Source organism: Geodermatophilus sp. SYSU D00700, assembly GCF_054050255.1.
The window spans coordinates 112,840-136,197 of record NZ_JBJGZA010000002.1 but is presented as its reverse complement, the minus strand read 5'-3'; the positions used below and the strand labels follow the sequence as shown (position 1 = coordinate 136,197).

The window sequence follows — 23,358 nt, the reverse complement described above, 5'->3', positions numbered from 1 at the left end:
GGACCGTGCGCACCGTCGAACTCCGCCCCGGCGAGGACTCCATCCGCCTCGGCCAGCTGCTCAAGCTCGTCGACGCCGTCCCCACCGGCGCACAGGTGAAGGACGTGCTGGTCACCGGCGCGGTCCGGGTGAACGGCGAGCCCGAGGACCGGCGCGGCCGGCAGGTCCGCCGCGGCGACGTCGTCTTGATCGACGGCGGCGAGGACGTGCGCGTCGCGTGAGACCCGACGAGCGTTCCACGTGGAACGGACTGCCGCCGCCCCCGCTGCTGGTGCCCCGCTGGCCCGCGGCGGCCCCCACCGGACCCGACTTCGCGGCCATCCGGGCCGAGTTCGACGTCCCCGAGGAGTTCCCCACCGGCGTGCTCGCCGAGGCCGAGCGGATCGCCGCGGACCGGCCGCTGCCCGACCTCGACGCCACCGACCTGCCGCTGGTGACCATCGACCCGCCGGGCAGCCGCGACCTCGACCAGGCCGTGCACCTGGCGCGCGACGGCCGCGGCTACCGGGTCAGCTACGCCATCGCCGACGTCGGCGCGGTCGTCACGCCCGGCGGCGCGCTCGACGCCGAGGCGCGCCGCCGCGGCCAGACCCTCTACGCCCCCGACCGGCGCACCCCGCTGCACCCGACGGTGCTCAGCGAGGACGCGGCCAGCCTGCTGCCCGGCGAGCTCCGCGCCGCCGCGCTGTGGACCGTCCGCCTGGACCCCGACGCCGGCGTCCGGTCGGTCGAGCTCCGCCGCGCGCGCGTCCGCAGCCGCGCCCGGCTCGCCTACCCCGACGTCCAGGCCCAGGCCGACGCCGGGACCCTGCCCGACGCCGTCGCCCTGCTGCCGGAGCTCGGGCGGCTGCTGCAGGAGCAGGCGGCCGCCCGCGGCGCGATCGAGCTGGGCTCGCCCGAGCAGGAGGTCGTCCGCACCGACGGCGGCGGCTGGACGCTGGTCACCCGCGCACCCCTGGCGGTCGAGGGCTGGAACGCGCAGATCTCGCTGCTCACCGGGCGGGTGGCCGCGCAGCTCATGGTCGACGGTGGCGTCGGCCTGCTGCGCACGCTGCCCCAAGCCCGCCCCGAGGACGTCGCCCGGTTGCGCCGGCTGGCCCCCGCGCTGGGCGTCGACTGGCCGGCGGGCGCGGGTCCCGGCCGGGTGCTGGCCGCGCTGGACCTCACCGACCCGCGGCACCTGGCCTTCCTCGAGGAGGCCGCCGCCCTCCTGCGCGGCGCCGCCTACACGCCCCTCGACGGCGACCCGCCCGCCGACGCCGGACACGCGGGCGTCGGCGCCCCGTACGCGCACGTGACCGCGCCGCTGCGGCGGCTGGTCGACCGGTTCGGCACCGAGGTGTGCCTGGCGCTGGCGGCGGGCCGGGGGCCCGACCCCGCCGTGCGGGCCGTCCTGCCGGAGCTGCCGGCACTCATGGCCGCCTCCGACCGGCGCACCCGCGCGGTGGAGCGGGCGGTCGTCGACGCCACGGAGGCCTGGCTGCTGGCCGGCCGTGAGGGAGAGGAGTTCGACGCGGTGGTGGTGGACGCCGACGGCGGTCGCGGCACCGTCGTCCTCGACGAGCCGGCCGTGCGGGCGCGCTGCGCGGGCGCCGGCCTGGAGCCCGGCTCGCGCGTGCGGGTGCGGCTGGAGGAGGCCGACGTCGCCCGCCGGTCGGCGCGCTTCGCGGCGGTGGGCGCATGAGCGCCCCCGCGACCCGCGCGCCGTACCTGGCCGACCGGCTGCAGGGCTTCGGCACCACGGTGTTCGCCGAGATGAGCGCGCTGGCGGCGGCCACCGGGTCGATCAACCTGGGCCAGGGCTTCCCCGACACCCCCGGGCCGGCCGAGGTGCTCGACGTCGCCCGGGGTGCCATCGGCACCGCGCACGACCAGTACCCGCCCGGCCCCGGCACCCCGGAGCTGCGCAGGGCGATCGCCGCGCACGTCGAGCGCTTCCGCGGCCTGACCTACGACCCCGACGCCGAGGTGCTGGTCACCGCCGGGGCCACCGAGGCGCTCACCGCGGCGATGCTGGCGCTGGTCGAGCCCGGCGACGAGGTCGTGGTGTTCGAGCCGGTCTACGACAGCTACGCCGCTGCGGTCGCGATGGCCGGGGGCGTGCTGCGGCCGGTGCCGCTGACCCCGCCACCGGCCGACACCGACAGCGCCGTCTGGACGTTCGACCCCGCCGACCTGCGCGCCGCCGTCTCACCGCGCGCCCGGCTGCTGCTGCTCAACACCCCGCACAACCCCACCGGCAAGGTGTTCTCCCGAGCGGAGCTCGACGCCGTCGCCGAGGTCGTGCTGGACGCCGGTCTGCTGCTGGTCACCGACGAGGTCTACGAGCACCTGGTCTTCTCCGGCGCCGAGCACGTCTCCCCGGCCACGCTGCCCGGGCTGCGCGAGCGGACGCTGGTGGTGAGCAGCGGGGGCAAGACGTTCAGCACCACGGGCTGGAAGGTCGGCTGGACCTGCGGCCCGGCGCCGCTGGTGGCCGCCGTCCGCACCGCCAAGCAGTTCCTCACCTACGTCAACGCCGGCCCGTTCCAGCCGGCCATCGCCGCCGGGCTCGGCCTGCCCGACGCCTACTTCACCCGCATCGCCGCCGACCTCGAGCGCCGGCGCGACGTCCTGGTGGGCGGACTGCGTGCGGCCGGCCTGCCCACCATCACCCCGGAGGCCACCTACTTCGCGATGGTCGACGTCCGCGGGGTGCGGGCCGACGGCGACGGCCTGGCGTTCTGCCGCGCCCTGCCCGAGCGGGCCGGGGTGGTCGCCGTCCCCGCGGGGGTGTTCTGGACCGCGGGGCACGCCGACCTGGGCCGGCACCTGGTCCGCTTCGCGTTCTGCAAGCGCGACGAGGTGCTCGCCGAGGCCGTGAGCCGGTTGACGAGGATGGGGCCATGAGGTTCGGAGTGGTGCAGCACGACATCGTCTGGGAGGACCGGGAGGCCAACTACGCCCGGCTGGCGCCGCAGGTCGCCCGTGCGGCCGGCGCCGGGGCGGAGTTCGTGCTCCTCAGCGAGACGTTCTCCACCGGCTTCTCCATGACGCCCGGCATCGGCGAGCCCGAGGACGGCCCGTCCGCGGACTTCCTGCGCGCCCAGGCCGCCGAGCACGGGGTGTGGGTGGCCGGGAGCTGCCCGGAGATCGCCGCCGACGGCGACCTGCCGTTCAACTCGTTCGTCCTGGCCGGGCCGGACGGCACCACCCACCGCTACCGCAAGCTGCACCCGTTCACCCACGGCGGCGAGGCCGAGCGGTTCCGTGCCGGCGAGGCACCGGTCACCGTGACCGTCGGCGGCCTGCGGATCACGCCCTTCGTCTGCTACGACCTGCGCTTCGCCGACGTCTTCTGGACCGCCGCCGAGGACACCGACGTCTACCTGGTGACGGCCAACTGGCCGGCGCCCCGCCGGCACCACTGGACGACGCTGCTGCGCGCCCGCGCCATCGAGAACCAGGCGTACGTGGTGGCCTGCAACCGCGTGGGCACCGCCGGCGACGGCCTCGAGCACGCCGGCGACAGCCAGGTGGTCAGCCCGATGGGGGAGCTGCTGGCGACCGCCGCGGGCGGCGAGACGCTCCTGCTGGCCGACGTCGACGCCGCCGAGGTCGCCGCCACCCGCAAGCGGTTCGCCTTCCTCGCCGACCGCCGCCCCTGAGGCGGCGGCCGGCGAGTCCGGTCAGCGCACCTGCGGCGACGCCTGCGGGTACCCCTGCGGCGCTGCCTGGGGCGACGCCTGCGGTGCCGTCCGGGGTGACGAGGTCTCGTCGACGACGATCTGCTCGCGCTGCACCTGGTCGGTGATCCGCTCCTGGCCCTCGACCAGCTCGGTGCGCAGCCGCACCCGCTCGACCGGCACCACCTCGACGTTCACCACCGGCCGCTCGGCGTGCAGCACGATGTCCTCGGGCAGGCCGCCGGCCATCCCGCCGGTCATACCGCCGGCCACCCCACCCGGGGCGCCGCCGGCGGTACCACCCGGCGCGCCCGCCGGGACGAGGGACTCGCCCGGACCGGGGTCGGGGGCGTCCAGGGGCACCTCCTCGATGCGGATCTCCTCGCGGCGGATCGGCACGGTCACCTGCACCTCCTCGGTGACCACGTACTTGACCACCCGGACGCGGGTGGTGGCGACCTGCCGGGTGCCGACCCGCAGCTGCTCCTCGCTGCGGGTCATGGCGCCGTCGGAGGCCTGCCGGGCGACGTCGGCCCCGGCGTGGGCGGCCGCGTGCTGGGTCGTGTGCTGATCGGCGTACGGGGCGGCGTGCTGGGGGTGCGGGGGCGGCGCGGCCTGGCCGGTGGTGGTGCGGACGTCGGTGGCCGGCGGGGGGACCGGGCGGGTGGCCGGGTCGACCACGGACATCGCCGGCCCCGCGGCCCCCGGCGTCGCGGTCCCGGGCGCGGTGGCCCCCGGGGCCGCGGCTGCCGGAGCGCCCCCGCCCGCCGGCACCCCCGAGGCCGGCGGGACCGGGGCGCCCGTCCCCGGGCCGGTGCCCACGCCCGTCCCCGTCCCGATGCCGTAGTGGCGGCGCAGCTCGGCCTCCTCCTCGGGGCTCAGGTGGTCCCCGCCGACCGACGGCGCGTGCTTGACCGCCTCCTTGCTCACGGGCACCTGCAGCAGTCCGTCGGCGAAGGTGGCCTCGGTCGCCGGGACGATGGAGTGACGGGTGCCGAACAGCCCGGTGCTGACCGCGACCCAGGTCGGTGCGCCGGTGCGGTCGTCGACGAAGAAGCTCTCGACGGTGCCGATCTTCTCGCCGTCCGGACCGTGTGCCGTGCTCCCGATCGCCGCGGACAGGTCTCGCTCGCTCAACACGGTGCTCGCCTCCTCCGGATCGCCTGCTCTGGCGGTCCCACCTGCCGGGGAGTGCCCGGTCCGGCGTGCCACGACACCCCGGTGACGCCTACGGTCGACACGGGAGCAGACCCGGCTGAGGAGGACGACGTGGGCAGCGTGCAACTCGAGGTCGAGCGCAAGTTCGAGACCGGGCCGGACGTCGATCTGCCGGACCTGGCCGGGGTCGGCGGCGTCGCCTCGGTCGGCGATCCGCAGACGTACGACCTGGACGCCACCTACTACGACACCCCGGACCTGCGCCTGGCCCGCGCGCGGATCACGCTGCGCCGGCGCACCGGCGGCACCGACGCCGGCTGGCACCTCAAGCTGCCCACCGCCGTCGCGGGCTCCCGGCGGGAGGTGCACGCCCCGATCGGCGTACGCCGCACGGTCGTGCCCCGGGCGGTGACCGAGCCGGTCACCGCCGTCCTGCGCGGGGTCCGGCCCGAGCCGGTCGCGACCCTGCAGACGACGCGGCAGGTGACCGACCTGCTCGACGGCGAGGGCCGGGTGCTGGCCCAGGTCGCCGCCGACACCGTCACCGGCACCGCGCTCGCGCCCGACCCCGGGTCCCCGGCCGAGGTCACCACCTGGCGCGAGCTCGAGGTGGAGCTCGTCGACGGCGACCGGGACCTGCTCGACGCCGTCACCGAGGCCCTCGTCGCCGCCGGCATCCGGCCCTCGGACTCGCCGTCCAAGCTCTCCCGGGTGCTCGGCGACCGGCTCGCCGCGCTCGGCCCGGCCGTGCCGCGCCCCGCCGCGTCGGCCGAGCCGGAGCCCTCCGGCAGGAAGGGGAAGAAGGGCCGCAAGGCGCGGGCCGGCGACGGCGGGCAGACGGCGGCCGACGTCGTCCTGGGCGCCCTGGCCGCGCAGGTCGAGGCGCTGCAGGTCGCCGACATCGGCGTCCGCACCGGCGACCCCGAGGGCGTCCACGACCTGCGCGTGGCCTGCCGCCGGATGCGCAGCATCCTCGCGGCCTTCCGGCCCGTCCTCGACCGCACCGCCACCGACCCCGTCCGCGACGAGCTGCAGTGGATCGGCGCCGCGCTCTCCGGCGCCCGCGACGGCGAGGTGGCCCTCGAGCACCTGCGCGCGGTCGTCGACGCCCAGCCGGTGGAGCTGGTCCGCGGGCCGGTGTCCGCGCGGCTGCGCTCCACCGAGGTGGCCGACGTCGAACGGGGCCGCAAGGCCGCCGTCCGCGCGCTGTCGGACAGGCGGCACCGGGCGTTGCTGGACTCGCTGCACGCGCTGCTGGCCGACCCGCCGCTGGCCGAGGCCGCCGGTGAGCCCGCGCGGGCGGTGCTCACCGACGCGGTCAGGCGGACCGGCAAGCGGATGCGGGCGCGCATCGAGGAGGCCCGCGAGCGGGAGCAGACCGACCCCGGCGCCCACGAGGAGGAGACCGAGCACGCCCTCCACGAGGTCCGCAAGGCGGCCAAGCGGGTGCGCTACACCGCCGAGGTGGCGGCCCCGGTGCTCGGCGCGCCCGCCGAGGCGCTGGTCGCCTGCATGAAGCAGGTGCAGGACGTGCTCGGCGAGGCGCAGGACACCGTGGTCACCCGCCTGTGGTGCACCCGGCTGGCCACCGCGGCCTCCGGCGCGGGGGAGGACACCTTCACCTACGGCCGGCTGCACGCCCTCGAGGAGGCCCGTGCCGAGCACGCCGACCTCGCCTTCTGGGTGCTGGAGCCGACGCTGCGCGCGGCGGTGAAGGCGGCCGCGAAGGGCTGAGCGCCCGCCGTCCGGGAACGGAGGGCCGCGCCCGCACGTCTCCCTGCCGGGTACGTGCCGACCGCCTGCCCGCCGCCCGTCCGAAGCGAGGTCCTCCAACTGTCCCTGATCGCCCTGCTCGGCTTCGGCACGGTCGTCCTCGTGGCGATGCTCCTCCTGCACGCCTACCTGTGGTGGCGGCTGGTCCGCAGCACCACCCGGCCCGGCCGGCTGCGCCGGCGGCTCACGCTGCTCACCGTCGTCCTGGCGCTGCTGCCGGCCGCGGCCGTGCTGCTGCGGCGCGCGCTGCCGTTCGCGGCGGAGGCACCCCTGGCGTGGGTCGGCTACAGCTGGCTGGGCATCGCCTTCTACCTCTTCCTCGCGCTGCTGGTCCTGGAGCCGGTCCGCCTGCTGCTGCGGCTGCGCGAGCGCCGGCCGGCCCCCGCGCCCGTCCCCGCCGCGGTCCCGGAGCCCGTCCCCGCCGGCGGCCCGGCCGCGGACCCGCCTCCCGCCGTGCCGCCGGCCCCGGCCCCCGAGCGGCCCGCGGACCCCTCCCGGCGGCTGTTCCTCGCCCGCGGCCTCGCGGTCACGGCCGGCGCGGTCGCGCTGGGCACGGCCGGCACCGGCGCGTACCTGGCCAACTCCGCGCCCGTCGTGCGCCGGGTGCCGGTCACCCTGCCCCGGCTGGACCCGGCGCTGGACGGGCTGCGCATCGTCACCTTCTCCGACGGGCACCTGTCGGCCACCTACGGCGGCCGGCGCTTCGAGCGGGTGGTGGAGACGGTCAACGCCCAGCGGCCCGACGTGGTCGCCATCGTCGGGGACCTGGTCGACGGCGAGGTCGACGAGCTGCGCGGGGAGGCGGCGCCGCTGGCCGACCTGGTGAGCGAGCAGGGCGTCTTCTTCGTCACCGGCAACCACGAGTACTTCGTCGACACCGGCGCCTGGCTGCGGCACCTGCCGACCCTCGGCGTCGAGGTGCTCCGCAACGAGCGGGTGCCGATCACCCGCGGCGGTGCCTCCTTCGACCTGGCCGGCATCGACGACCGCACGGCCGCGTCCTCGGGCGTCCCCGGGCACGGCGCCGACCTCGAGGCCGCGCTCGACGGCCGGGACGACGCCACGCCCGTGGTGCTGCTCGCCCACCAGCCGGTCCAGGTGGAGCAGGCGCGGGCCGCCGGGGTGGACCTGCAGCTGTCCGGACACACGCACGGCGGGCAGCTGTGGCCCTTCGACTACGCCATCCGGCTCGACCAGCCCGCCGTCGAGGGACTGTCCCGCCACGGCGACACCCAGCTCTACGTCACCGCCGGTGCGGGCAACTGGGGACCCCAGATGCGGGTCGGCGCCCGGCCCGAGGTGACCGTGATCGAGCTGCGGGCACCGCGGGGCTGACCGGCCCGGGGTTCACCCGGTCGGGAGACGTCTCATACGACATGACGTCCGCAGACGTCTTCCGCGCCTACGCTGGCGGGCGTGACGGCAGCAGCGGGGGGACCGAAGTACCTCTCGGTCCGGGAGCACCTCCGGCGCCGGGTCGCGGCGATGCCGGAGGGGGCGCTGCTGCCCCCGGAGCCGGTGCTGTGCGCGGAGTACGGGGTCAGCCGGATCACCCTGCGCCGCGCCGTCGACGGCCTGGTCGCCGACGGGCACCTGGTCCGCGAGCAGGGCCGCGGCACCTACGTCACCCGGCCGGCCATCCGGCACGAGTACCGCGAGAGCTTCGTGCACCGGATCGCCGGGTGGAGCTCGGTGATGGCCGAGCAGGGCGCGCAGGTGGGCACCACCGTGCTCCAGCAGCGGGTGGTCCCCGCGCCGGCGCCGGTCGCCGCCGAGCTCGCCCTCGACGTCGCCCAGGACGTCGTCGAGCTCGAACGGCTGCGCAGCGTCGACGGGGCGCCCAACCACGTGGCGCACAGCTTCCTGCCCGCCGACCGCTACCCCAAGGCCGCCGTCGAGGACTTCAGCGAGGGGTCGCTCTACGAGTTCCTCCGCCGCGAGTACGGCGCCGACCTCGCCCGCGCGCGGATCGTCGTCGACGTCGGCACCGCGGCCCCCGACGAGGCCGAGCTGCTGCAGATCGCCGCGGGCTCGCCGCTGCTCGTCGTCCGCACCACCGTGCACGACGGCGAGGGCCACCCCCTGGTGCACAGCTTCTCCCGGCTGCGCCCCGACGTGAGCCAGGTCGAGTTCGAGGTCTCGGTCACCGGCCGCTGAGCGCGGCCAGGCGGGGCTCGAGGTCGAGCACCATCCGGACGAAGCCGGCGCGCCGTGCGGCGTAGCCGAGCAGCTCGTCGGTGACCGGCTCGAACAGCACGTGCAGCGGCATGCCGGTGCACGGGTAGCGCAGCAGCGCGGCGAGCAGCACCGCCGTCTCCAGCTCCTCGGCGGACACGTGCACCCCCTCGGCGGCCAGCCCCCGCACGTAGGCGGCGACGGCCGGCCCGAGGAGGCCGGGCACCTCGCCGGCCGGTCCGGCCCCGCACTCCGCCCGGCCGAACAGCAGCGGCACGAGGTCGTACCCGGCGGGCGCCGGTCCGGCCATCGCCCAGTCGACCAGGACGAAGGTGTCCGGTGCCGCCGCGGGGCGCAGCAGGTTCATCGGGGTCGCGTCCCCGTGGCTCGGGAGCACGGGCAGCGGCGCCAGGCGGGCGTGCAGGCAGGTCACGCGCGCGGCCAGCGCGCAGACCTCGTCCCGCAGGGCCACGACCTCGGGCACCTGCATGACCGGCGCGGCCCAGGTGCCCTCGTCGAGCAGCCAGGGGACCGCCCACGTGCCGAGCTGCTCGTCCCGGTAGACGGAGAGGAAGTCCCCGCCCGGCATCGCCGGCCACGGCCGTCCCCGGCGGCGGGCGGCCAGCCGGCCCAGGGCCTCGGCGGCGCGCACCGTGTCCGCCACGGTCCAGGGCGCGTCCACGGGCCCGGCGTCCACGAGCCACAGGGTGAGCCGGTCGCCGGGCTGCTCGCGCACCGCCACCACGTCGGGCGGGCGCAGGCCCGGCGGCGCGCAGTCGGCGACGCCGGCGGCGAGGACGTCGGCCTCCAGCCGCCACGGGATGACGGTGTCCAGGCGCGCCCGTTCGGCGTCGGGGATCTCGGGCGGCAGGCCGTACCGCGCCGCCTGGAGCTCCTTGGCGACCAGGTCCAGCACCACCGGCGCACCCGACCCGCCGGGGCCCTCGACGTGGCCCTCGACGCGCACGCGGGTGAGGCCGCGGGTCGTCGGCGCGCTGATGTCGTGCGGCAGCGGGCGACAGGTGACGCCGTCCACCGCGAACCCGGGCTCGGCGGTCCAGCGGCGCAGGTCGGGCAGCAGCTCGTCGACGGTCGCCCCGCCGGGCAGCGCGGTCACCTCGGGCGCCGGAGGCCGGGGAGACGGAGGGCGGCGAGACGCGGGCGGCGCGGGTGGACCGGTCGGCAGAACGCCAGCCAGGGGGAGGTCGTCATCGCGGACTCCGTGGGAGAATCGTCAAGCCGCTTGTCTGACGAGATGATGGTGAAGCACCTTGTCCGATGCCGTCAACGGGGTACCGCCGCTGATCACCGCCCTCCTCGAGATGGCGATGATCCGGATCCGCGACGACCTCTACACGCTCAGCGACACGCAGTTCCCGGGGCTGCGGATGCGGCACTACCGGCTGCTGTCGTTCGTCCCGCCGGAGGGGGAGCGGCTGAGCCGGATGACACTCGACAGCGGGCTGTCCAAGCAGGCGCTGGCCCAGGCGCTGGCGCCGCTCGAGGCCGGCGGGTACGTCGAGGTGGTGCCCGACCCCGGTGACCGCCGGGCCCGGCTGGTGCGGCTGACCGACCGCGGCCGCGCGGTGAACGCCGCCGTCCGCCGCCGGCTCGACGCGCTCGAGCGGGACTGGGCGCAGCGGGTGGGGGAGGAGCGCTACGCCGTCGCGCGCGGCGTGCTCGCCGACCTCGTGCCCCGGCCCGGCCGGCCGGAGCCGGCCGGTGACCCGGTTACCGTCGAGGGGTGACCACGGCCAGCGGCAGTCGGGAGGTGGCCGCCCCGCGCAGCCGGGTGTGGCGAGCGCTGGCCGTGCTCGAGCCCTACTGCGCCGTGTGCGACGTCTCCTACGTCGTCGACGGGCAGGGCCCCGGCCCCGGGACCCGGTTCGTCTGCGTCCCGGGCCGGCTGGCCGAGGGCGAGACCCCCGGCTCGGGCGCACCCCGCGGGGAGATCGTCGAGTGGGAGCCCGAGCGGGCGGTCACCACCCGGCTGGAGCTCACGCCCGAGACCTGGACGACGCGCATCGAGCTCGCCGACGCCGGCGACGGCGCCACCGCGGTCACCATCACGCTCAGCCACGAGCCGCGGCGCCCGCGGCTGGCCGACCGGTTCACCCGCTCGGCGTTGCAGCGCATGGTGCAGCAGACCGTGGACGGCGAGCTGGACAAGCTGCCGGCCCACGTCGAGCAGGTCGCCGCCAGGTGAACGTCCCCCGTGAGGGTGCGCACACGGGTCGGCGGTGCGGATGCGGGTAGGGCAGCGGCAGACGCGCCCGGCGACCGGCCGGGCGCCGCACCCCACCGGAGGAGACACCATGATCGGCTTCCTCGTCGCCGGGCTCGTCATCGGCGCCCTGGCCCGCCTCATCGTCCCGGGCCGCCAGCGCCTCGGGATCCTCGCCACCCTCGCACTGGGTGTGGTCGGCTCGCTGATCGGCGGACTCATCGCCCAGTTGTTCCACACCGGCACGATCTGGGAGCTCAACGTCCTGGGCTTCGTGTGCGCCGTGATCGCCGCCGTGCTGCTCATCGGGGTCGCCGAGAGCCTCACGGGGCGCAACCGCCGCGCCGTCCGCTGACCCCGCGCCGGGGGAGCGGGCGGGCTCAGAGCTCGACCGACTCCCCCGGCGCCAGCCGGGCGTAGGGCGTGGGGGTGCCGGGACCGCGCTCGCCGAGCAGGCTGCCCACCAGGCCGAGCCCGGCGTCGTTGAGCAGGCCGTCGTGCACGGCGTAGGCCTGGTCGGCGCCCACCGCGCGCACGTAGTCGATGACCTCGGCGGCCTTCGACCAGGGCGCGTGCAGCGGCAGCAGCAGGATCGGCACCGGCGTCCCCGGCACGGTCAGCGCGTCGCCGGGGTGGAAGACCTGCCCACCCACGAGGAAGCCGACGTTGCGCACCCGCGGCAGCTCCGGGTGGATGACCGCGTGCCACTCGCCGTGCACCGAGACGTCGAAGCCCGCCACCGTCAGCGCGTCGCCGTCGCCGACCGCGTGCACCCGGCCGCCGGGCCCGTCGAGCTGCCCGGCGACGGACGGGTTCGTCCACACCTCCAGCGCCGGGTCGGCGTCCAGCGCCGCGCGCAGCCGGTCGGCGGCGAGGTGGTCGGGGTGTTCGTGGGTCACCAGCACCGCCGTCGCCCCCTCCAGCACCGCGGGGTCGGTGAACACGCCGGGGTCGATCACCAGCCGCCGGTCGCCGTCACTGACGACCACGCAGGCGTGCCCGTGCTTCGTGAGCTCCATGGGGGCATCCTGCCGCCGGCCCGGCGGGCGTGCCGCCTCACCCCGGAGGGGGAGACCGGGCCACCCCGGCTGGCGCGCCGGCGCGGGCCTGCCGACCTCACCGGCATGGCCCCCACCGCCTTCGCCGCCACCGCCTACGCCGCCGCCCGCAGCCGGGCGCACGGCCCCACGTCCGCCCTGTGGCACGCCGTCGAGCTGCACCGGCCGGCGTCCGAGGTCGACGGCGCCTGCGAGCTCACGCTGTGCGGCACGCTCGCGCGGGTCGCCGTCGACGAGCCGTGGCCGTCGTCGTCGCGTGACGTCTGCGGCTCCTGCGCCACCCTCGCCGGCGCCAGTTGAGCCGCTAAGCTCCCTGGGCCAGCTCGGCGCGCAGCCGGGCCAGCAGGTCCGAGCGGGTGCCGGCGCCCAGCCGCTGGCGCATCCGCGAGACGTGGTGCTCCACCGTCTTGGCCGAGATGTAGAGCTGCCCGCCGATCTCCCGGTAGGTCTGCCCGGCCACGACCAGCCGCGCCACCTCCCGCTCCCGGTCGCTGAGCTGCCCTCGCGGCGCGGGGACACCGGGGGCGGGCGTCCCCTCGGGGTCCGTCGCCGGCGCGGCCGGCTCGCAGCCGGCGCCCTCGGCGACCGAGCGGGCGCACGCCAGCAGCACCGCGCGGGCCCGGAGGTCGGTCACCCGGGCCGCGGCCTGGCCGGCCAGCCGTGAGCCGTCCCACCCCAGCCCGACGGCGGTGAGCTCCTCGGCGGTGGCCACGACGGCGGCGGGGTCGATCTCGTCGCTGAGCACCTGCAGCCAGGTGCGCCCGGCCCGGGCCAGCGTGGCCGCGTAGGGGCTGGTGCGGGCCGCGGCGACCAGGGCCGCCGCGTGCGGCCGCAGCCCGTCGCGGTCCTCGGCGATGATCGCGGCCTGCGCGCCGCTCCAGTGCAACGGCACCGCCCACAGCTGCGGGTCACCGAGGCGGCGCAGCAGCGTCTGGGCCGCCGTCAGCTGCGAGCGCAGCCGCTCGCCGTCGCGCAGCCGGGCCGCGGCCACCACCAGCTCGCCCAGCGGCAGCAGGGTGAACAGGTCGACCGGGTGCCGGACGACGGCCTCGCGGGCCCGCACCCAGGCACCCACCAGGGCCGCGGCGTCCCCGTCGCGCCGGGCCAGCCCCACCTCCAGCCCCTGCAGGAAGACGTCGTCGCGGGGCTCGAGCGGACCGGCGGCGGCCTCGCGTGCCTGCGCCAGCAGGTCGCGGGCCCGTGTCATCCGGCCGGCCAGCATCGCGATCCAGGCCAGCAGCAGCAGGTGCCGCGGCCGGCTCGAGGGGCCACCGAGGTCGGCGGCGACCGCGCGCTGCAGCACCGACTCGGCCACCGGCAGCTCCCCGCTGTGCAGTCCCACCAGCGCGGCCAGGGCCGCCGGGGTGTCGGGGAGCAGCGCGGCGCGGCCCAGCGGCTCGAGCAGCGCCGCCGAGCGGGTCAGCGTCGACAGGGCCGCGGCGATGCCGTCGGCGGCCTCCGCGCCCGTGCGCAGCGACTGCACGACGCCCTGGGCCATGAGCTCCTCGCCCACCGACAGCACGCTGGCCAGCCCGAGACCGGAGCCGGGACCCTCGAGCACCGCGGCGGCCTCGTCGGCCGCACCGGTCGCCAGCAGGGCCAGGGCCGCCGAGCCGGCCCGCTCCCGGCCGGCCAGGCGGTACAGCTCGGCGGCGCGGGTCAGCAGTCCCCGCTGGGCCAGCACCGTCGCCGTCACCCCGGCGGCGCGGGGACGGTCGGCCGCGGCCGGGTCGGCGAGGGCGACGTCGGCCCACTGCAGCGCGCCGTCGAGGTCGCCGGTGAGCGCTGCGGCCTGGGCCCGCCGGGTGGCCAGGGCCGCCGCGGGCGCGCCGGCGTCGACCGCCTCGGACCACAGCTCGCCGGCCAGGACCGGATCGGCCGCCAGCGCGGCGTCGCCGTACCGCTCGAGCAGGTCCGCCGCCCGCGGGTCGCGGACCCGGCCGGCGGCCAGGCGGCGGGCGAGCTCCAGCGGCTCCTCGCCGCGGTCGAGCAGCAGGCCCAGCAGCCGGCGGCGGGTGCGGCGGGTGACGTCCGGCGGCACCGACCCGAGCAGCACCGACGCCACCAGCGGGACGACGGCGCCGCCGCCCTGCAGCAGGCCGGTGGCCCGGGCGGCGGTGAGCAGCTCGGCGGCGCGCTCCGCCGGGATCCCGAGGACCCCGCCCAGCACCTCGTCGTCGACGGGGGCGCCGGCCGCGACGGCGTGCAGCAGCCCCCGGGTGTCGTCGTCCACGGCGTCGAGGTCGGCCCGGACCCGCGCCGCCACCTCCTCGGGCACGGCCCCCCGGAGCGGCTCCGCCGCGCCGTGCACCGCCCGGCGCGAGGCCAGGGCGGCCAGCAGGGCGAGCGTGAGGCCCGGGAGGCCGCCGGCCTGCACGGCGACGGCGTCGACCAGCGTGCGGGTCGCGGCGGTGCCGAGCCGCTCGCGGGCCCAGTCGGCCACCTGCGCGCGGTCGGCGGGCCCCAGCAGCACCGACCGCCGGTCGGCGCCCATCTCGGCCAGCAGCGCGGCGAGGGGCGCCGGCCGCGGCCACGGGCGGAAGGCGAGGACGACGCGGCCGTGCGGGTGCCGCAGCAGCGGACGCAGCCGGTCGGCGACCTCCTGCGTCAGCCGGTGGGCGTCGTCGACGACGACCGCGAACTCCCCGGCGGGCAGGTCGACGTCGCCGGCGCGGCCGTCGAGGACGGTCACGCCGGTCCGGGCCCAGGCACCGGCCAGCTCGGCGAGCAGCCGGGTCTTCCCGGTGCCGCCGGCGCCGCGGACGAGCAGGGGACCGGAGCCGGCCGCGAGGTCGCGGACGCGGGGGTGGACCGGCCCGGTGGGCGCGCACGGGGCGGCGGTCACGGGGTCTCCGTGGACGTGGCGGGGGCCTCGGCCGTGACCACCGGGTCGGCGACGGGCTCGGGCTGCGGCTCTGGCTCCGGCTCCGGCTCCGGTTCGGGCTCGGTGGTCGGCTCCGGCTCGGTCGTGGGTCCCGGCTCGGTGGTGGAGTCGGTCGGGGTCGCCGGGGAACCGGTGCTGCCGGGCCCCGAGGGCGTCTCGGCGGAGGCGGTGGGCGGCGTCGTCCCGGGGTCCGGTGCGCCGGTCGTCGTGCCGCCGGTGGGGCTGCCCGCCGCCGTGCCGCCGCCGGTCGACGGGCCGGTGCCCGACGGGGTCGCGGTGGACGGGGCGGTGGTGGACCCCGGGGTCGCCGACGCCGTGCCCGGGGCCGAGGTCCCGGGCGCGGTGGTGCCCGGCGCGGTGGTGCCCGGCGCGGTGGTACCCGGCGCGGTGGTACCCGCTGCGGTGGTGCCCGCTGCCGTCGTGCCCGCTGCGGTGGTGCCCGGTGCCGTGGTGGCTGCCCCGGGGTCACCGGCTCCCCGGGCGCCGGACCCGGAGCCGGCCGGCCCGGCCGCCGGACCGTCCGCGTCGGACCCGCCGCCGGCGTCCGCCGGTCCCCCGCCGTCCGCGGGGGCGCCGGCTCCCTGCGCGCCCTCCGCGACCCCGGGCGCGGGCGCGCCGGTCCCGGCCTCCTGGGCGGCGGCGACCCCGGCGCCGGGGGCGGCCGCGGTGTCGGTGCCCCCGAGCACTGCGGCCAGCGCCGCCGGCGCGACCGCCAGGAGCACCACGAGGGCCGCGACGACGGCGTACCGCTGCAGCCGGTGCGCGGCGGCGGTGCGGCCGGGCCCGCCGGACGGGCGCGACGGCGGACCGGAGCGAGCCGGAGGGCGCCGCCGCGTCGGCGGGGCGGTGGGCGCGACCGTGACCAGCGGCGCGGGCCGGACCTGGGCGTCGGCCACCTCCTGCGCGGCGGCCGTGGCGCGGAGGGCCTCCGCGGCCAGGATCGCGGCGCCCAGCGCGGCCGTGACCGCGGGGTCGGGGTCGATGACCAGCGGCCGGTCCAGCTCGCCGGAGAGCACCTCGGCGACCAGCGGCACGCGGACCCCGCCGCCGGTCAGGACGACCGCGTCGAGGTCGGCGACGGCCAGGCTGGCGGACCCGGCCGCCGCCGCCACCGCGGCCGCCGACGCCTGCGTCCGGTCCAGCAGCAGCTCGTCGAGCTCCTCCCGGGTGATCCGGACCGGTCCGTCCTCACCGGACCCCGCCGCGTCGAGCCGCACGGCGGTGGCCGACGAGAGCTCCTCCTTGGCCGCGACGCAGGACGCGCGCAGCGCCGCCGGCGCGCCGACCGCCCCCGCCAGGGCGGGGCGGACCAGCGCGAGGACCGCGTCGTCGACGTCGCGGCCGCCCCACGGCTCGGGCGGGGGAGGGGCGGCCAGGTGGCCGAGGCCGCAGGGGTCGTCCGGCGCGGGACCGACCACCGCCAGGTCCAGGGTGCTCGCGCCCAGGTCGTAGACGGCCACGGTGGGCCGGTCCGGCAGCCGGCCGGCGGCCACGTGCTGCGCGGTGGCGGCCACGGCGCCCGACAGCAGCGTGAACCGCGGGACGCCCGCCTCCTCCAGCGCGCCGGCCAGCGCCGCGCGGCGGTGCCCGCCCCAGGACGGCGGCACGGTGACGACGGTCCACGCGTCGGGGTGGCCCTCGCGGGCGGCCGCGGCGTCCCGGACCCGCTGCACCACCGCGGCCAGGAGGTCGGCCGCCGGGACCGGGCGGTCGCCTGCGTACACCGGCGTCGTCGTGCCGGTGCGGGCGACCAGGCCGTGGAGCGTGCCCGCCTCGACGGGCGGCAGGGGCAGCGGCTCGGCCGACGTCGCGTCGTCCCCGCAGACCGCGGCGGCGACCGTGTGGTCGCCGACGTCGATCCCCAGCCCGTACTCGCGGTTGCGCACAGGTCCCCCAGGCATGTCCCCCGGCCGGCCCGCCACTGGGCCGGAGAGTCGCCCGGACCGTATGTCCCACGGGTCACACCTGTCTCGGTTCTCCCGGGCACGGGTGCGGCATCCGAGCGGAGAAGGGGCGCGACACCCCGCATCCCCTAACGGGGAGTCAGCGAGCACCCCCAAGGGCGCGAGGGAGGGAGGGGGCGGTCCCCCGATGCCCGGGCCGCCCCGCCGCGGATGGACTGCGCCTCGCCAGCCGGCCGACGACGGGCGGCCCACACTGCGGAGGACTCCCCATGACCGACCTCGCCAGCTCGCTGATCGACTTCATCCTCAAGCTGCTGGGCGACCCCGAGGCCGCCGAGGCCTACGCCGCCGACCCCGAGGGCACTCTGGCCGAGGCCGGGCTCGACGCCACGCCGGCCGAGGTCGACGACCTCGTGCCGATGGTGGCCAGCTACGCGCCGGTCAGCTGGGCCGGAGGCGGGCACGGCGGCGGGCACTCCGGCGGCCACGGCGGCGGGTACGACCGTGACCACGACGGCGACCACGGCGGCGACCACGGCGGCGGGCACGGCTGGCACGGCGGGCGCGACGACGACGACCACGGCGGCTGGTCCGGCGGCAGGGACCGGTGCGACGACGACGACGAGGGCGTGAGCCCGGCCCCCGCCCCGCCGGCCGGCGACGACGACTGCGACGACGACCACTCCGGTGGCGGGCACGGCGGAGGCCACGGCGGCGGTCACGGTGGCGGTCCCGGTGGCGGTGGGCACGCCCCGGCGCCCGCCGAGCCGGTGGTGATCACCCACCTGCAGACGATCAACTACAGCTACACCGACGTGGACGTCGAGATCGACGCCTCGCACAGCATCTGGGTCAGCGGCGACGCGCAGGCCATCTTCGGCGACGACAACGTCGTCGTGGGTGGCGACGGCGTGGCCGCCGGCGACGACGTCAAGGGCGTCGTGGTCGACAACAGCGAGGACAACTCGGTCGACGTGGACGTCGACGTCGTCAACTCCGGCAACGTGCAGGAGGGCGACGGCAACGTCGTCGGCAACGGCAACACCACCGACAACTCGTCGACGGTCACCGACTCCTACAACCAGGACAACGACGGCGTCGACGACTCGTTCAACGGCTCGTTCAACGGCAACCAGGACAACTCCGGCCAGGACAACTCGACCACCGACAACTCCGTGAACGACTCGTTCAACGGCAACGACCTGTCCGACGACGACGGGGTCGACGTCGACGTGCAGGACTCGTTCAACGGCAACGACCTGTCGGACAACTCGGTCGACAACTCCGGCCAGGACAACTCGGTCGACAACTCCGTCAACGACTCCCTCAACGGCAACGACCTGTCCCAGGACAACGACGGGATCGACGACTCGCTGAACAACAACGACCTGTCCGACGACGACGGCGTCGACGTGGACGACTCCCTCAACGACAACGACCTGTCCGACGACGACGGCGTCGACGTGGACGACTCCCTCAACAACAACGACCTGTCCGACGACGACGGGATCGACGACTCCCTCAACGACAACGACCTGTCCGACGACGACCTGATCGACGTGGACGACTCGCTGAACGGCAACGACGTCCTCAACACCGTGGAGAACGCGCACTGACCCACCCGGCCGGCCCCGGCCCCGGTGTCCCCCGCGGACGCCGGGGCCGGGCGCTGTCCGGCCGGGGGAGTCCGGGGTGGTAGGACGGGGGAGGACCAGGAGGTGGGCGTGGTCACACCCGAACAGCTCGTCGAGCGGGCGCTGGTGCTCGCGCAGGCGTGCGAGCGCCCGGAGCTGCACCGCCGGCTGACGCTGGCCGCCGAGCGCTCGCGCACCCCGGGCGTGCGCGTGCTGGTGGTCGGCGAGCCCAAGCAGGGCAAGAGCTCGCTGGTCAACGCGCTGGTCGGCGTGCCGGTGTGCCCGGTGGCCGACGACGTCGTCACCGCCGTCCCCACGGTGGTCCGGGCCGGCGCCGAGCCGCGGGCGACCCTCGTGCGCGGGGACGGCACCGAGCGGGAGACCGTGCCCGTCGAGACGGTCGCCGCGGCGGTCACCGGCGCGGGCGCCCGCGGCCTGGTGCAGGCCGAGGTGGAGCTCCCGCGCCGGCTGCTCGAGGGCGGGCTCGAGCTGGTCGACACCGCCGGCGTGGGGGGCGTCGGGATCGCGCACTCGCTGGCCACCCTGGACCTGCTGCCCACCGCCGACGCCGTCGTCTTCGTCTCCGACGCCAGCCAGGAGTTCACCGCGCCGGAGATGGCCCTGCTCGACCAGGCCGCCGCGCTGTGCCCGGTCGTCGTCTGCGTGCTCACCAAGACCGACGTCTGCCCCGACTGGCGCGTCGTCGAGGAGATCGACCGGCGCCACCTGGCCGACCGCGGGCTCGACGCGCCGCTGTTCGCCGTGTCCTCGGCGCTGGCGCTGCTGGCGGTGCAGCACCGCGACCGGGAGCTGCACGCGGAGTCGGGGATCGCCGCGCTGGTCGACCACCTGCGCCGGGAGGTCGTCGACCGGGCCGGGACGCTGGCCCGCCGGTCGCTGCTGCACGACCTCTCCGCCGTCACCGAGCAGCTGTCCCTGGCGGTGCGCAGCGAGCTGGCCGTCCTCGAGGACCCCGCCGGCCGTGAGGAGCTGCTGCGGGAGCTGGAGGAGGCGCGGGCGGCGGCCGACGAGCAGCGGCGCCGCTCGTCGCGCTGGCAGCAGGTGCTCGCCGACGGTGTCACCGACCTCATGGCCGACATCGACCACGACCTGCGCGACCGCTCGCGGGTGGTGGTCCGGGAGGCCGAGGAGGTCATCGCCGCCCGCGATCCCGGCCCGGCCTGGCCGGAGATCGCCGCGTGGCTCGACGAGCGGGTCGCGGCCGCGGTGGCCGACAGCTACGTCTGGGCCGAGCAGCGGTCGCAGTGGCTGGCCGAGCGGGTGGTCGAGCAGTTCGAGCGCGACGGCGGCGGCGTGGTCCCCGCGCTGTCGGTGGGGGCCGCCGGCGAGGCGCTCGACCACCTCGTCGACGTGCCCGTCATCGACGACGGCGCCATGACGCTGCGCGAGCGCACCCTGGTCGGGCTGCGCGGGTCCTACACCGGTGTGCTGATGACCGGCCTGGTCACCAGCCTTGCGGGCATGGCCATCATCAACCCGCTGTCGCTGGCCGCCGGCGTGCTCATGGGCCGCAAGGCCTACACCGACGACCAGAAGCAGCGCCGCCAGCGCCGCGAGAGCGAGGCCCGGACGGTGGTGCGACGGCACCTCGACGAGGTGGTCTTCCAGGTCGGCAAGCACCTCAAGGACCGGCTGCGCGCGGTGCAGCGCACGCTGCGCGACCTGATCACCGACACCGCCGACGAGGTGTCCCGGTCGCTGTCCGACGCGGTCGCGGCCGCGCAGCGCTCGGTGCAGGCCGCCACCGCCGACCGCGACGCCCGCACCCGGGTCCTGCGCCAGCGGCGTGACCAGCTCGACCGGCTCGCCGCCGACGTCGCCCGGCTCGCCCGTGCGCCGGTGGCCGTGCCGTGACGGACGCGCCGGCCGCCACCGACGCCGTCCGGGCCCTGCTCGACGACGCCGTCGCGGCCTTCGGCGGGCAGCCGGAGGTCGCCGCGCGGCTGGCCGAGGCGCGGCGGCGGCTCGACGAGCCGCTGCGCCTGGCGCTGGTCGGCCGGGTCAAGTCGGGCAAGTCCACCCTGCTCAACGCCCTGGTCGGCGCCCGCGTCGCGCCCACCGACGCCGGCGAGTGCACCCGGGTGGTGACCCTCTACCGGTACGGCGCCACCCCGCGCGTCGTGCTGCACGGCACCGACGGCGGCTCCCGGCACCTGCCGGTGCGCCGGGCCGGTGGCGGGCTGCGGCTGGAGCTCGGCGGCACCCCGCCGGAGGAGGTCGCGTCGCTGGAGGTCGACTGGCCCTCGGCCGACCTGCTCCCCGCCACCGTCGTCGACACCCCCGGCACCGCCTCGCTGTCGACGGGCACCAGCGCGCGCACCCACGCCTTCCTGGCGGCCGACGACGGCCTCTCGGGCGCCGACGCGATCGTCTTCCTGACCCGGCAGCCGCAGCCGGAGGACCTCGCCGTCCTCGCGGCCTTCCAGGAGGCCACCGGCGGGCGCACCGCCACGATCACCGTGCTGTCCCGGGCCGACGAGGTGGGGGCGGGGCGGCTGGACGCGCTGGAGGCGGCCGCCTCGGTGGCCCGGCGGATGTCCACCGACCCGGCCGTGCAGGCGGTCAGCTCCGCGGTGGTGCCGGTGACCGGGCTGCTGGCGCTGGCCGGCCGCACCCTCCGGCAGGGCGACTTCACCGTGCTGCGCTCGCTGGCCGGCGTCGAGCCCGGCCGGGTCGTCAGCATGCTGCTCACGGCCGACCGGTTCGTCCGCGCGGAGGTGCCCGGTGCGCCGTCGCGGGAGGTGCGGGAGGGGCTGCTCGACCGGCTGGGGCTCTACGGGACCCGGCTGGCGGTGACGCTGGTGCGCGCCGGCGTCCCCGACGCGCCGGCGCTCGCCGAGGAGCTGCTGCGCCGCAGCGGCCTGGTGGAGCTGCAGCGGCTCATCCGGGTGCAGGTCACCGAGCGGGGCGCGCTGGTGCGCGCCGGGACCGCGCTGCGGCTGCTCGGCGCCGTGCTCGCCGAGCACCCGGGAGTCGGCTCGACCCGGCTCGGCGCGGAGCTCGAGCGGATCCGGCTGTCCCTGCCCGACCTCGACGAGCTCGAGCTGCTGGCCCGCTCCCGGGGGCCCGCCGCGGTGCTCCCCGCCGGTGCCGAGGCCGAGGGGCGCCGGCTGCTCGGCGGGGAGGGCACCGGCCCCGCCGCCCGGCTCGGCCTGCCCGCGGACACCCCTCCCGCGGCCCTGCGCGCGGCGGCCCACGGCGCGCTCGGGCGCTGGCGCGCGGCCGCGGCCGACCCGCTGGCCGACCGGGCGACGGCCGACGCCGCCGACGTCGTCGTCCGCTCGTGCGAGGCGCTGCTCGCCGCGCTGGACGGGTGGTCAGCGGGCGCGTCGGTACCAGGCGCGGGCGGAGCGGAGGAACAGCGGGACGACCGCGACGAGGAACAGGCCGGCCGCGGCGACCAGGGCGACCCGGTCGAGGTCGGCGTCGCCGGCCGCCACGCTCTGCGTGACGTCGAGGACGAGCAGGGTCGGTAGCAGGGTCGCCAGCAGCGCCCACCGCGCCCACGACCGGCGCCGCAGCACCAGCGCCAGCCAGAGCAGCGAGAGCAGCACCAGCAGCCCGACCGCGCCGACCAGGGTGAGGACCAGGGCCTGCACGCCGTCGGCGACGAGCTCGGGGGAGGCCGTGGGGTCCTCGGCGGTCGCGGTGGCCGTCAGCCGCGCGTCGAGCGCCGCGCGGTCGAGCAGCATCGCCACGACCCCGACGGCGGCCGCGAGGCAGCCGGCCCACCACAGCGCCGCCGCCACGGAGACGGCCCGGGGCCGCTGGGGCTCCCGCGGGGCGAGGGGGAGGGCCACGGAGCTCACGGTCGCGGGCCGCGGCGGCGGCTCCCGGTCGGCCGCCCGGCCCGGCGCCGGCCGGGCGGGCAGCGGCCGCTCCCCCGGGTCCGCGGGCGTCCCGCCGTCCCCCGGTGTGCCGGCCCGCGCCATCGGCCCGCGCTCCGTCACCGGCCGGTGAAGCGCGGCGGCCGCTTGGCCAGGAACGCCTCGACCGCCTCGGCGTGGTCGGCGGTCTGCCCCAGCCGGGTCTGCAGCCGCGCCTCGAGCGCCAGCGAGTCCTCCAGCCGGTCGGTGGCCGCGCTGGCCAGCACCGTCTTCACCGCCCGGTAGGCCGCCGTCGGTCCGGCCGCGAGCCGCTCGGCGAGGGCCCGCGCCTCGCCGGCCACCTGCTCGGCCGGGACCACGCGGTGCACCAGGCCCCACTGCAGCGCGGACTCCGCGGGGAACGGGTCGGGCAGCAGCAGCAGCTCGGTGGCCCGGCCCAGGCCCACGCTGTGCACCAGCCGGGCGGCCAGCCCGGAGTCGCTGGACAGCCCGATGCCGGTGAACGCGGTGGTGAACTTCGCACCGGCCGCGGCCACCCGCAGGTCGCCGGCCATCGCGATCCCCAGTCCCGCCCCGGCACAGGCCCCGTTGACGCCGACGACGACGGGCACCCGCAGCGCCGCCAGCGCCAGCAGCAGCGGGTTGTACTCCTCCTCGACCACCGACAGCGAGGTCGACGCGTCCCCCCGCAGCGCCTCGACGTGCTCACCGAGGTCCTGGCCGACGCAGAACGCCCGGCCCGTGCCGGTCAGCAGCACCGCGCGCACCGACTCGTCGGCGGCGATCGCCTGCACCACCTCGAGCAGCTCCCGGCGCATCGCGCGGCCGAGTCCCGGTCGCTGGAGGGTGACCGTCGCGACGCCGCCGGCGTCCTCGCGGGTCACCGTGGTCGGGGTCACCGTTGTCTCGGACATGCGGCCACCCTGCCACGCGCCCGCGGCACCGCGGCCCCGGGTGACCGGCGCGACACCCGGTCCGGGAGGCCGGCGGGCGGCGGCGGCGTTGACCCGGAGGACCCGGCGATCCCCGCCGCAC

At 77.7% G+C, this 23,358-nt stretch carries 20 protein-coding genes; 14 read left to right on the top strand and 6 right to left on the bottom strand.

Annotated elements, in window-relative coordinates; genetic code table 11:
- Positions 1 to 5 precede the first annotated feature (5 nt).
- The 4 genes from ACI79V_RS02335 to ACI79V_RS02320 are packed head-to-tail and all read left to right on the top strand — an operon-like array spanning position 6 to position 3,647.
- A complete protein-coding gene (locus ACI79V_RS02335; protein ID WP_456886486.1) occupies positions 6 to 221 on the top strand; it encodes an RNA-binding S4 domain-containing protein in 216 nt (71 codons plus the stop codon).
- Positions 218 to 1,684, top strand: coding sequence for an RNB domain-containing ribonuclease (locus ACI79V_RS02330; protein ID WP_456886484.1), 1,467 nt, complete (start codon positions 218 to 220; stop codon positions 1,682 to 1,684). Before ACI79V_RS02335 ends, ACI79V_RS02330 begins: the two co-directional genes overlap by 4 nt.
- Complete coding sequence (locus ACI79V_RS02325) at positions 1,681 to 2,889, top strand: pyridoxal phosphate-dependent aminotransferase (protein ID WP_456886482.1); 1,209 nt, start codon at positions 1,681 to 1,683, stop codon at positions 2,887 to 2,889. Before ACI79V_RS02330 ends, ACI79V_RS02325 begins: the two co-directional genes overlap by 4 nt.
- On the top strand, positions 2,886 to 3,647 hold the full coding sequence (locus ACI79V_RS02320; RefSeq protein WP_456886480.1) for a nitrilase-related carbon-nitrogen hydrolase: 762 nt from the start codon (positions 2,886 to 2,888) through the stop codon (positions 3,645 to 3,647). Before ACI79V_RS02325 ends, ACI79V_RS02320 begins: the two co-directional genes overlap by 4 nt.
- A 21-nt stretch (positions 3,648 to 3,668) precedes the next feature.
- On the opposite strand, the gene ACI79V_RS02315 is transcribed toward ACI79V_RS02320, so the two are convergent.
- On the bottom strand, positions 3,669 to 4,805 hold the full coding sequence (locus ACI79V_RS02315) for a PRC-barrel domain-containing protein (protein ID WP_456886478.1): 1,137 nt from the start codon (positions 4,803 to 4,805) through the stop codon (positions 3,669 to 3,671).
- Between the two features lie 129 nt (positions 4,806 to 4,934).
- Between ACI79V_RS02315 and ACI79V_RS02310 the strand changes: the two genes are divergently transcribed.
- From ACI79V_RS02310 to ACI79V_RS02300, 3 genes are all read left to right on the top strand, one after another.
- Positions 4,935 to 6,557: a CYTH and CHAD domain-containing protein gene (locus ACI79V_RS02310; RefSeq protein ID WP_456886476.1), complete on the top strand. Its 1,623-nt coding sequence runs from the start codon at positions 4,935 to 4,937 to the stop codon at positions 6,555 to 6,557.
- Between the two features lie 147 nt (positions 6,558 to 6,704).
- Positions 6,705 to 7,931: a metallophosphoesterase gene (locus ACI79V_RS02305; RefSeq protein ID WP_456886787.1), complete on the top strand. Its 1,227-nt coding sequence runs from the start codon at positions 6,705 to 6,707 to the stop codon at positions 7,929 to 7,931.
- An 81-nt stretch (positions 7,932 to 8,012) separates the two neighbouring features.
- Positions 8,013 to 8,753 carry a GntR family transcriptional regulator gene (locus ACI79V_RS02300; RefSeq protein WP_456875814.1) on the top strand — a complete coding sequence of 247 codons (741 nt, stop codon included), beginning with the start codon at positions 8,013 to 8,015 and terminating at the stop codon, positions 8,751 to 8,753.
- Here ACI79V_RS02300 and ACI79V_RS02295 read toward each other — a convergent pair.
- Complete coding sequence (locus ACI79V_RS02295) at positions 8,740 to 9,888, bottom strand: phosphotransferase (RefSeq protein WP_456886474.1); 1,149 nt, start codon at positions 9,886 to 9,888, stop codon at positions 8,740 to 8,742. The genes ACI79V_RS02300 and ACI79V_RS02295 overlap by 14 nt on opposite strands.
- A gap of 154 nt (positions 9,889 to 10,042) precedes the next feature.
- Between ACI79V_RS02295 and ACI79V_RS02290 the strand changes: the two genes are divergently transcribed.
- The 3 genes from ACI79V_RS02290 to ACI79V_RS02280 all read left to right on the top strand — a co-directional run bounded on the left by ACI79V_RS02290 (position 10,043) and on the right by ACI79V_RS02280 (position 11,350).
- Positions 10,043 to 10,519 carry a MarR family winged helix-turn-helix transcriptional regulator gene (locus ACI79V_RS02290; protein ID WP_456886472.1) on the top strand — a complete coding sequence of 159 codons (477 nt, stop codon included), beginning with the start codon at positions 10,043 to 10,045 and terminating at the stop codon, positions 10,517 to 10,519.
- Positions 10,516 to 10,977 (top strand): SRPBCC family protein, encoded by a 462-nt coding sequence (locus ACI79V_RS02285; protein ID WP_456886471.1) that lies wholly within the window; start codon positions 10,516 to 10,518, stop codon positions 10,975 to 10,977. Before ACI79V_RS02290 ends, ACI79V_RS02285 begins: the two co-directional genes overlap by 4 nt.
- A gap of 109 nt (positions 10,978 to 11,086) precedes the next feature.
- Complete coding sequence (locus tag ACI79V_RS02280; protein ID WP_456886469.1) at positions 11,087 to 11,350, top strand: GlsB/YeaQ/YmgE family stress response membrane protein; 264 nt, start codon at positions 11,087 to 11,089, stop codon at positions 11,348 to 11,350.
- A 25-nt stretch (positions 11,351 to 11,375) separates the two neighbouring features.
- Here the strand turns inward: ACI79V_RS02280 and ACI79V_RS02275 are convergent, their stop codons facing one another.
- Entirely contained in the window at positions 11,376 to 12,014 is a 639-nt protein-coding gene (locus ACI79V_RS02275; protein ID WP_456886467.1) for an MBL fold metallo-hydrolase, read from the bottom strand.
- Positions 12,015 to 12,119: 105 nt separating this feature from the next.
- Here ACI79V_RS02275 and ACI79V_RS02270 point away from each other — a divergent pair, with 105 nt between their 5' ends.
- On the top strand, positions 12,120 to 12,353 hold the full coding sequence (locus ACI79V_RS02270) for a hypothetical protein (protein ID WP_456886466.1): 234 nt from the start codon (positions 12,120 to 12,122) through the stop codon (positions 12,351 to 12,353).
- A 4-nt stretch (positions 12,354 to 12,357) separates the two neighbouring features.
- Here ACI79V_RS02270 and ACI79V_RS02265 read toward each other — a convergent pair whose 3' ends face one another.
- Both ACI79V_RS02265 and ACI79V_RS02260 read right to left on the bottom strand, forming a co-directional pair.
- Positions 12,358 to 14,898 carry a LuxR C-terminal-related transcriptional regulator gene (locus tag ACI79V_RS02265; protein WP_456886464.1) on the bottom strand — a complete coding sequence of 847 codons (2,541 nt, stop codon included), beginning with the start codon at positions 14,896 to 14,898 and terminating at the stop codon, positions 12,358 to 12,360.
- Positions 14,895 to 16,838, bottom strand: a complete 1,944-nt coding sequence (locus ACI79V_RS02260; protein WP_456886462.1) for an Hsp70 family protein — start codon at positions 16,836 to 16,838, stop codon at positions 14,895 to 14,897. Before ACI79V_RS02260 ends, ACI79V_RS02265 begins: the two co-directional genes overlap by 4 nt.
- 272 nt (positions 16,839 to 17,110) lie before the next feature.
- Here ACI79V_RS02260 and ACI79V_RS02255 point away from each other — a divergent pair, with 272 nt between their 5' ends.
- The 3 genes from ACI79V_RS02255 to ACI79V_RS02245 all read left to right on the top strand — a co-directional run bounded on the left by ACI79V_RS02255 (position 17,111) and on the right by ACI79V_RS02245 (position 21,972).
- Complete coding sequence (locus ACI79V_RS02255; protein WP_456886460.1) at positions 17,111 to 18,457, top strand: IniB N-terminal domain-containing protein; 1,347 nt, start codon at positions 17,111 to 17,113, stop codon at positions 18,455 to 18,457.
- A gap of 108 nt (positions 18,458 to 18,565) precedes the next feature.
- Complete coding sequence (locus ACI79V_RS02250) at positions 18,566 to 20,350, top strand: dynamin family protein (protein ID WP_456886458.1); 1,785 nt, start codon at positions 18,566 to 18,568, stop codon at positions 20,348 to 20,350.
- Positions 20,347 to 21,972 carry a dynamin family protein gene (locus ACI79V_RS02245; RefSeq protein WP_456886457.1) on the top strand — a complete coding sequence of 542 codons (1,626 nt, stop codon included), beginning with the start codon at positions 20,347 to 20,349 and terminating at the stop codon, positions 21,970 to 21,972. The genes ACI79V_RS02250 and ACI79V_RS02245 overlap by 4 nt, the downstream gene beginning before the upstream one ends.
- 470 nt (positions 21,973 to 22,442) lie before the next feature.
- Here ACI79V_RS02245 and ACI79V_RS02240 read toward each other — a convergent pair whose 3' ends face one another.
- Positions 22,443 to 23,237, bottom strand: a complete 795-nt coding sequence (locus ACI79V_RS02240; protein ID WP_456886455.1) for an enoyl-CoA hydratase/isomerase family protein — start codon at positions 23,235 to 23,237, stop codon at positions 22,443 to 22,445.
- Positions 23,238 to 23,358: the final 121 nt, after the last annotated feature.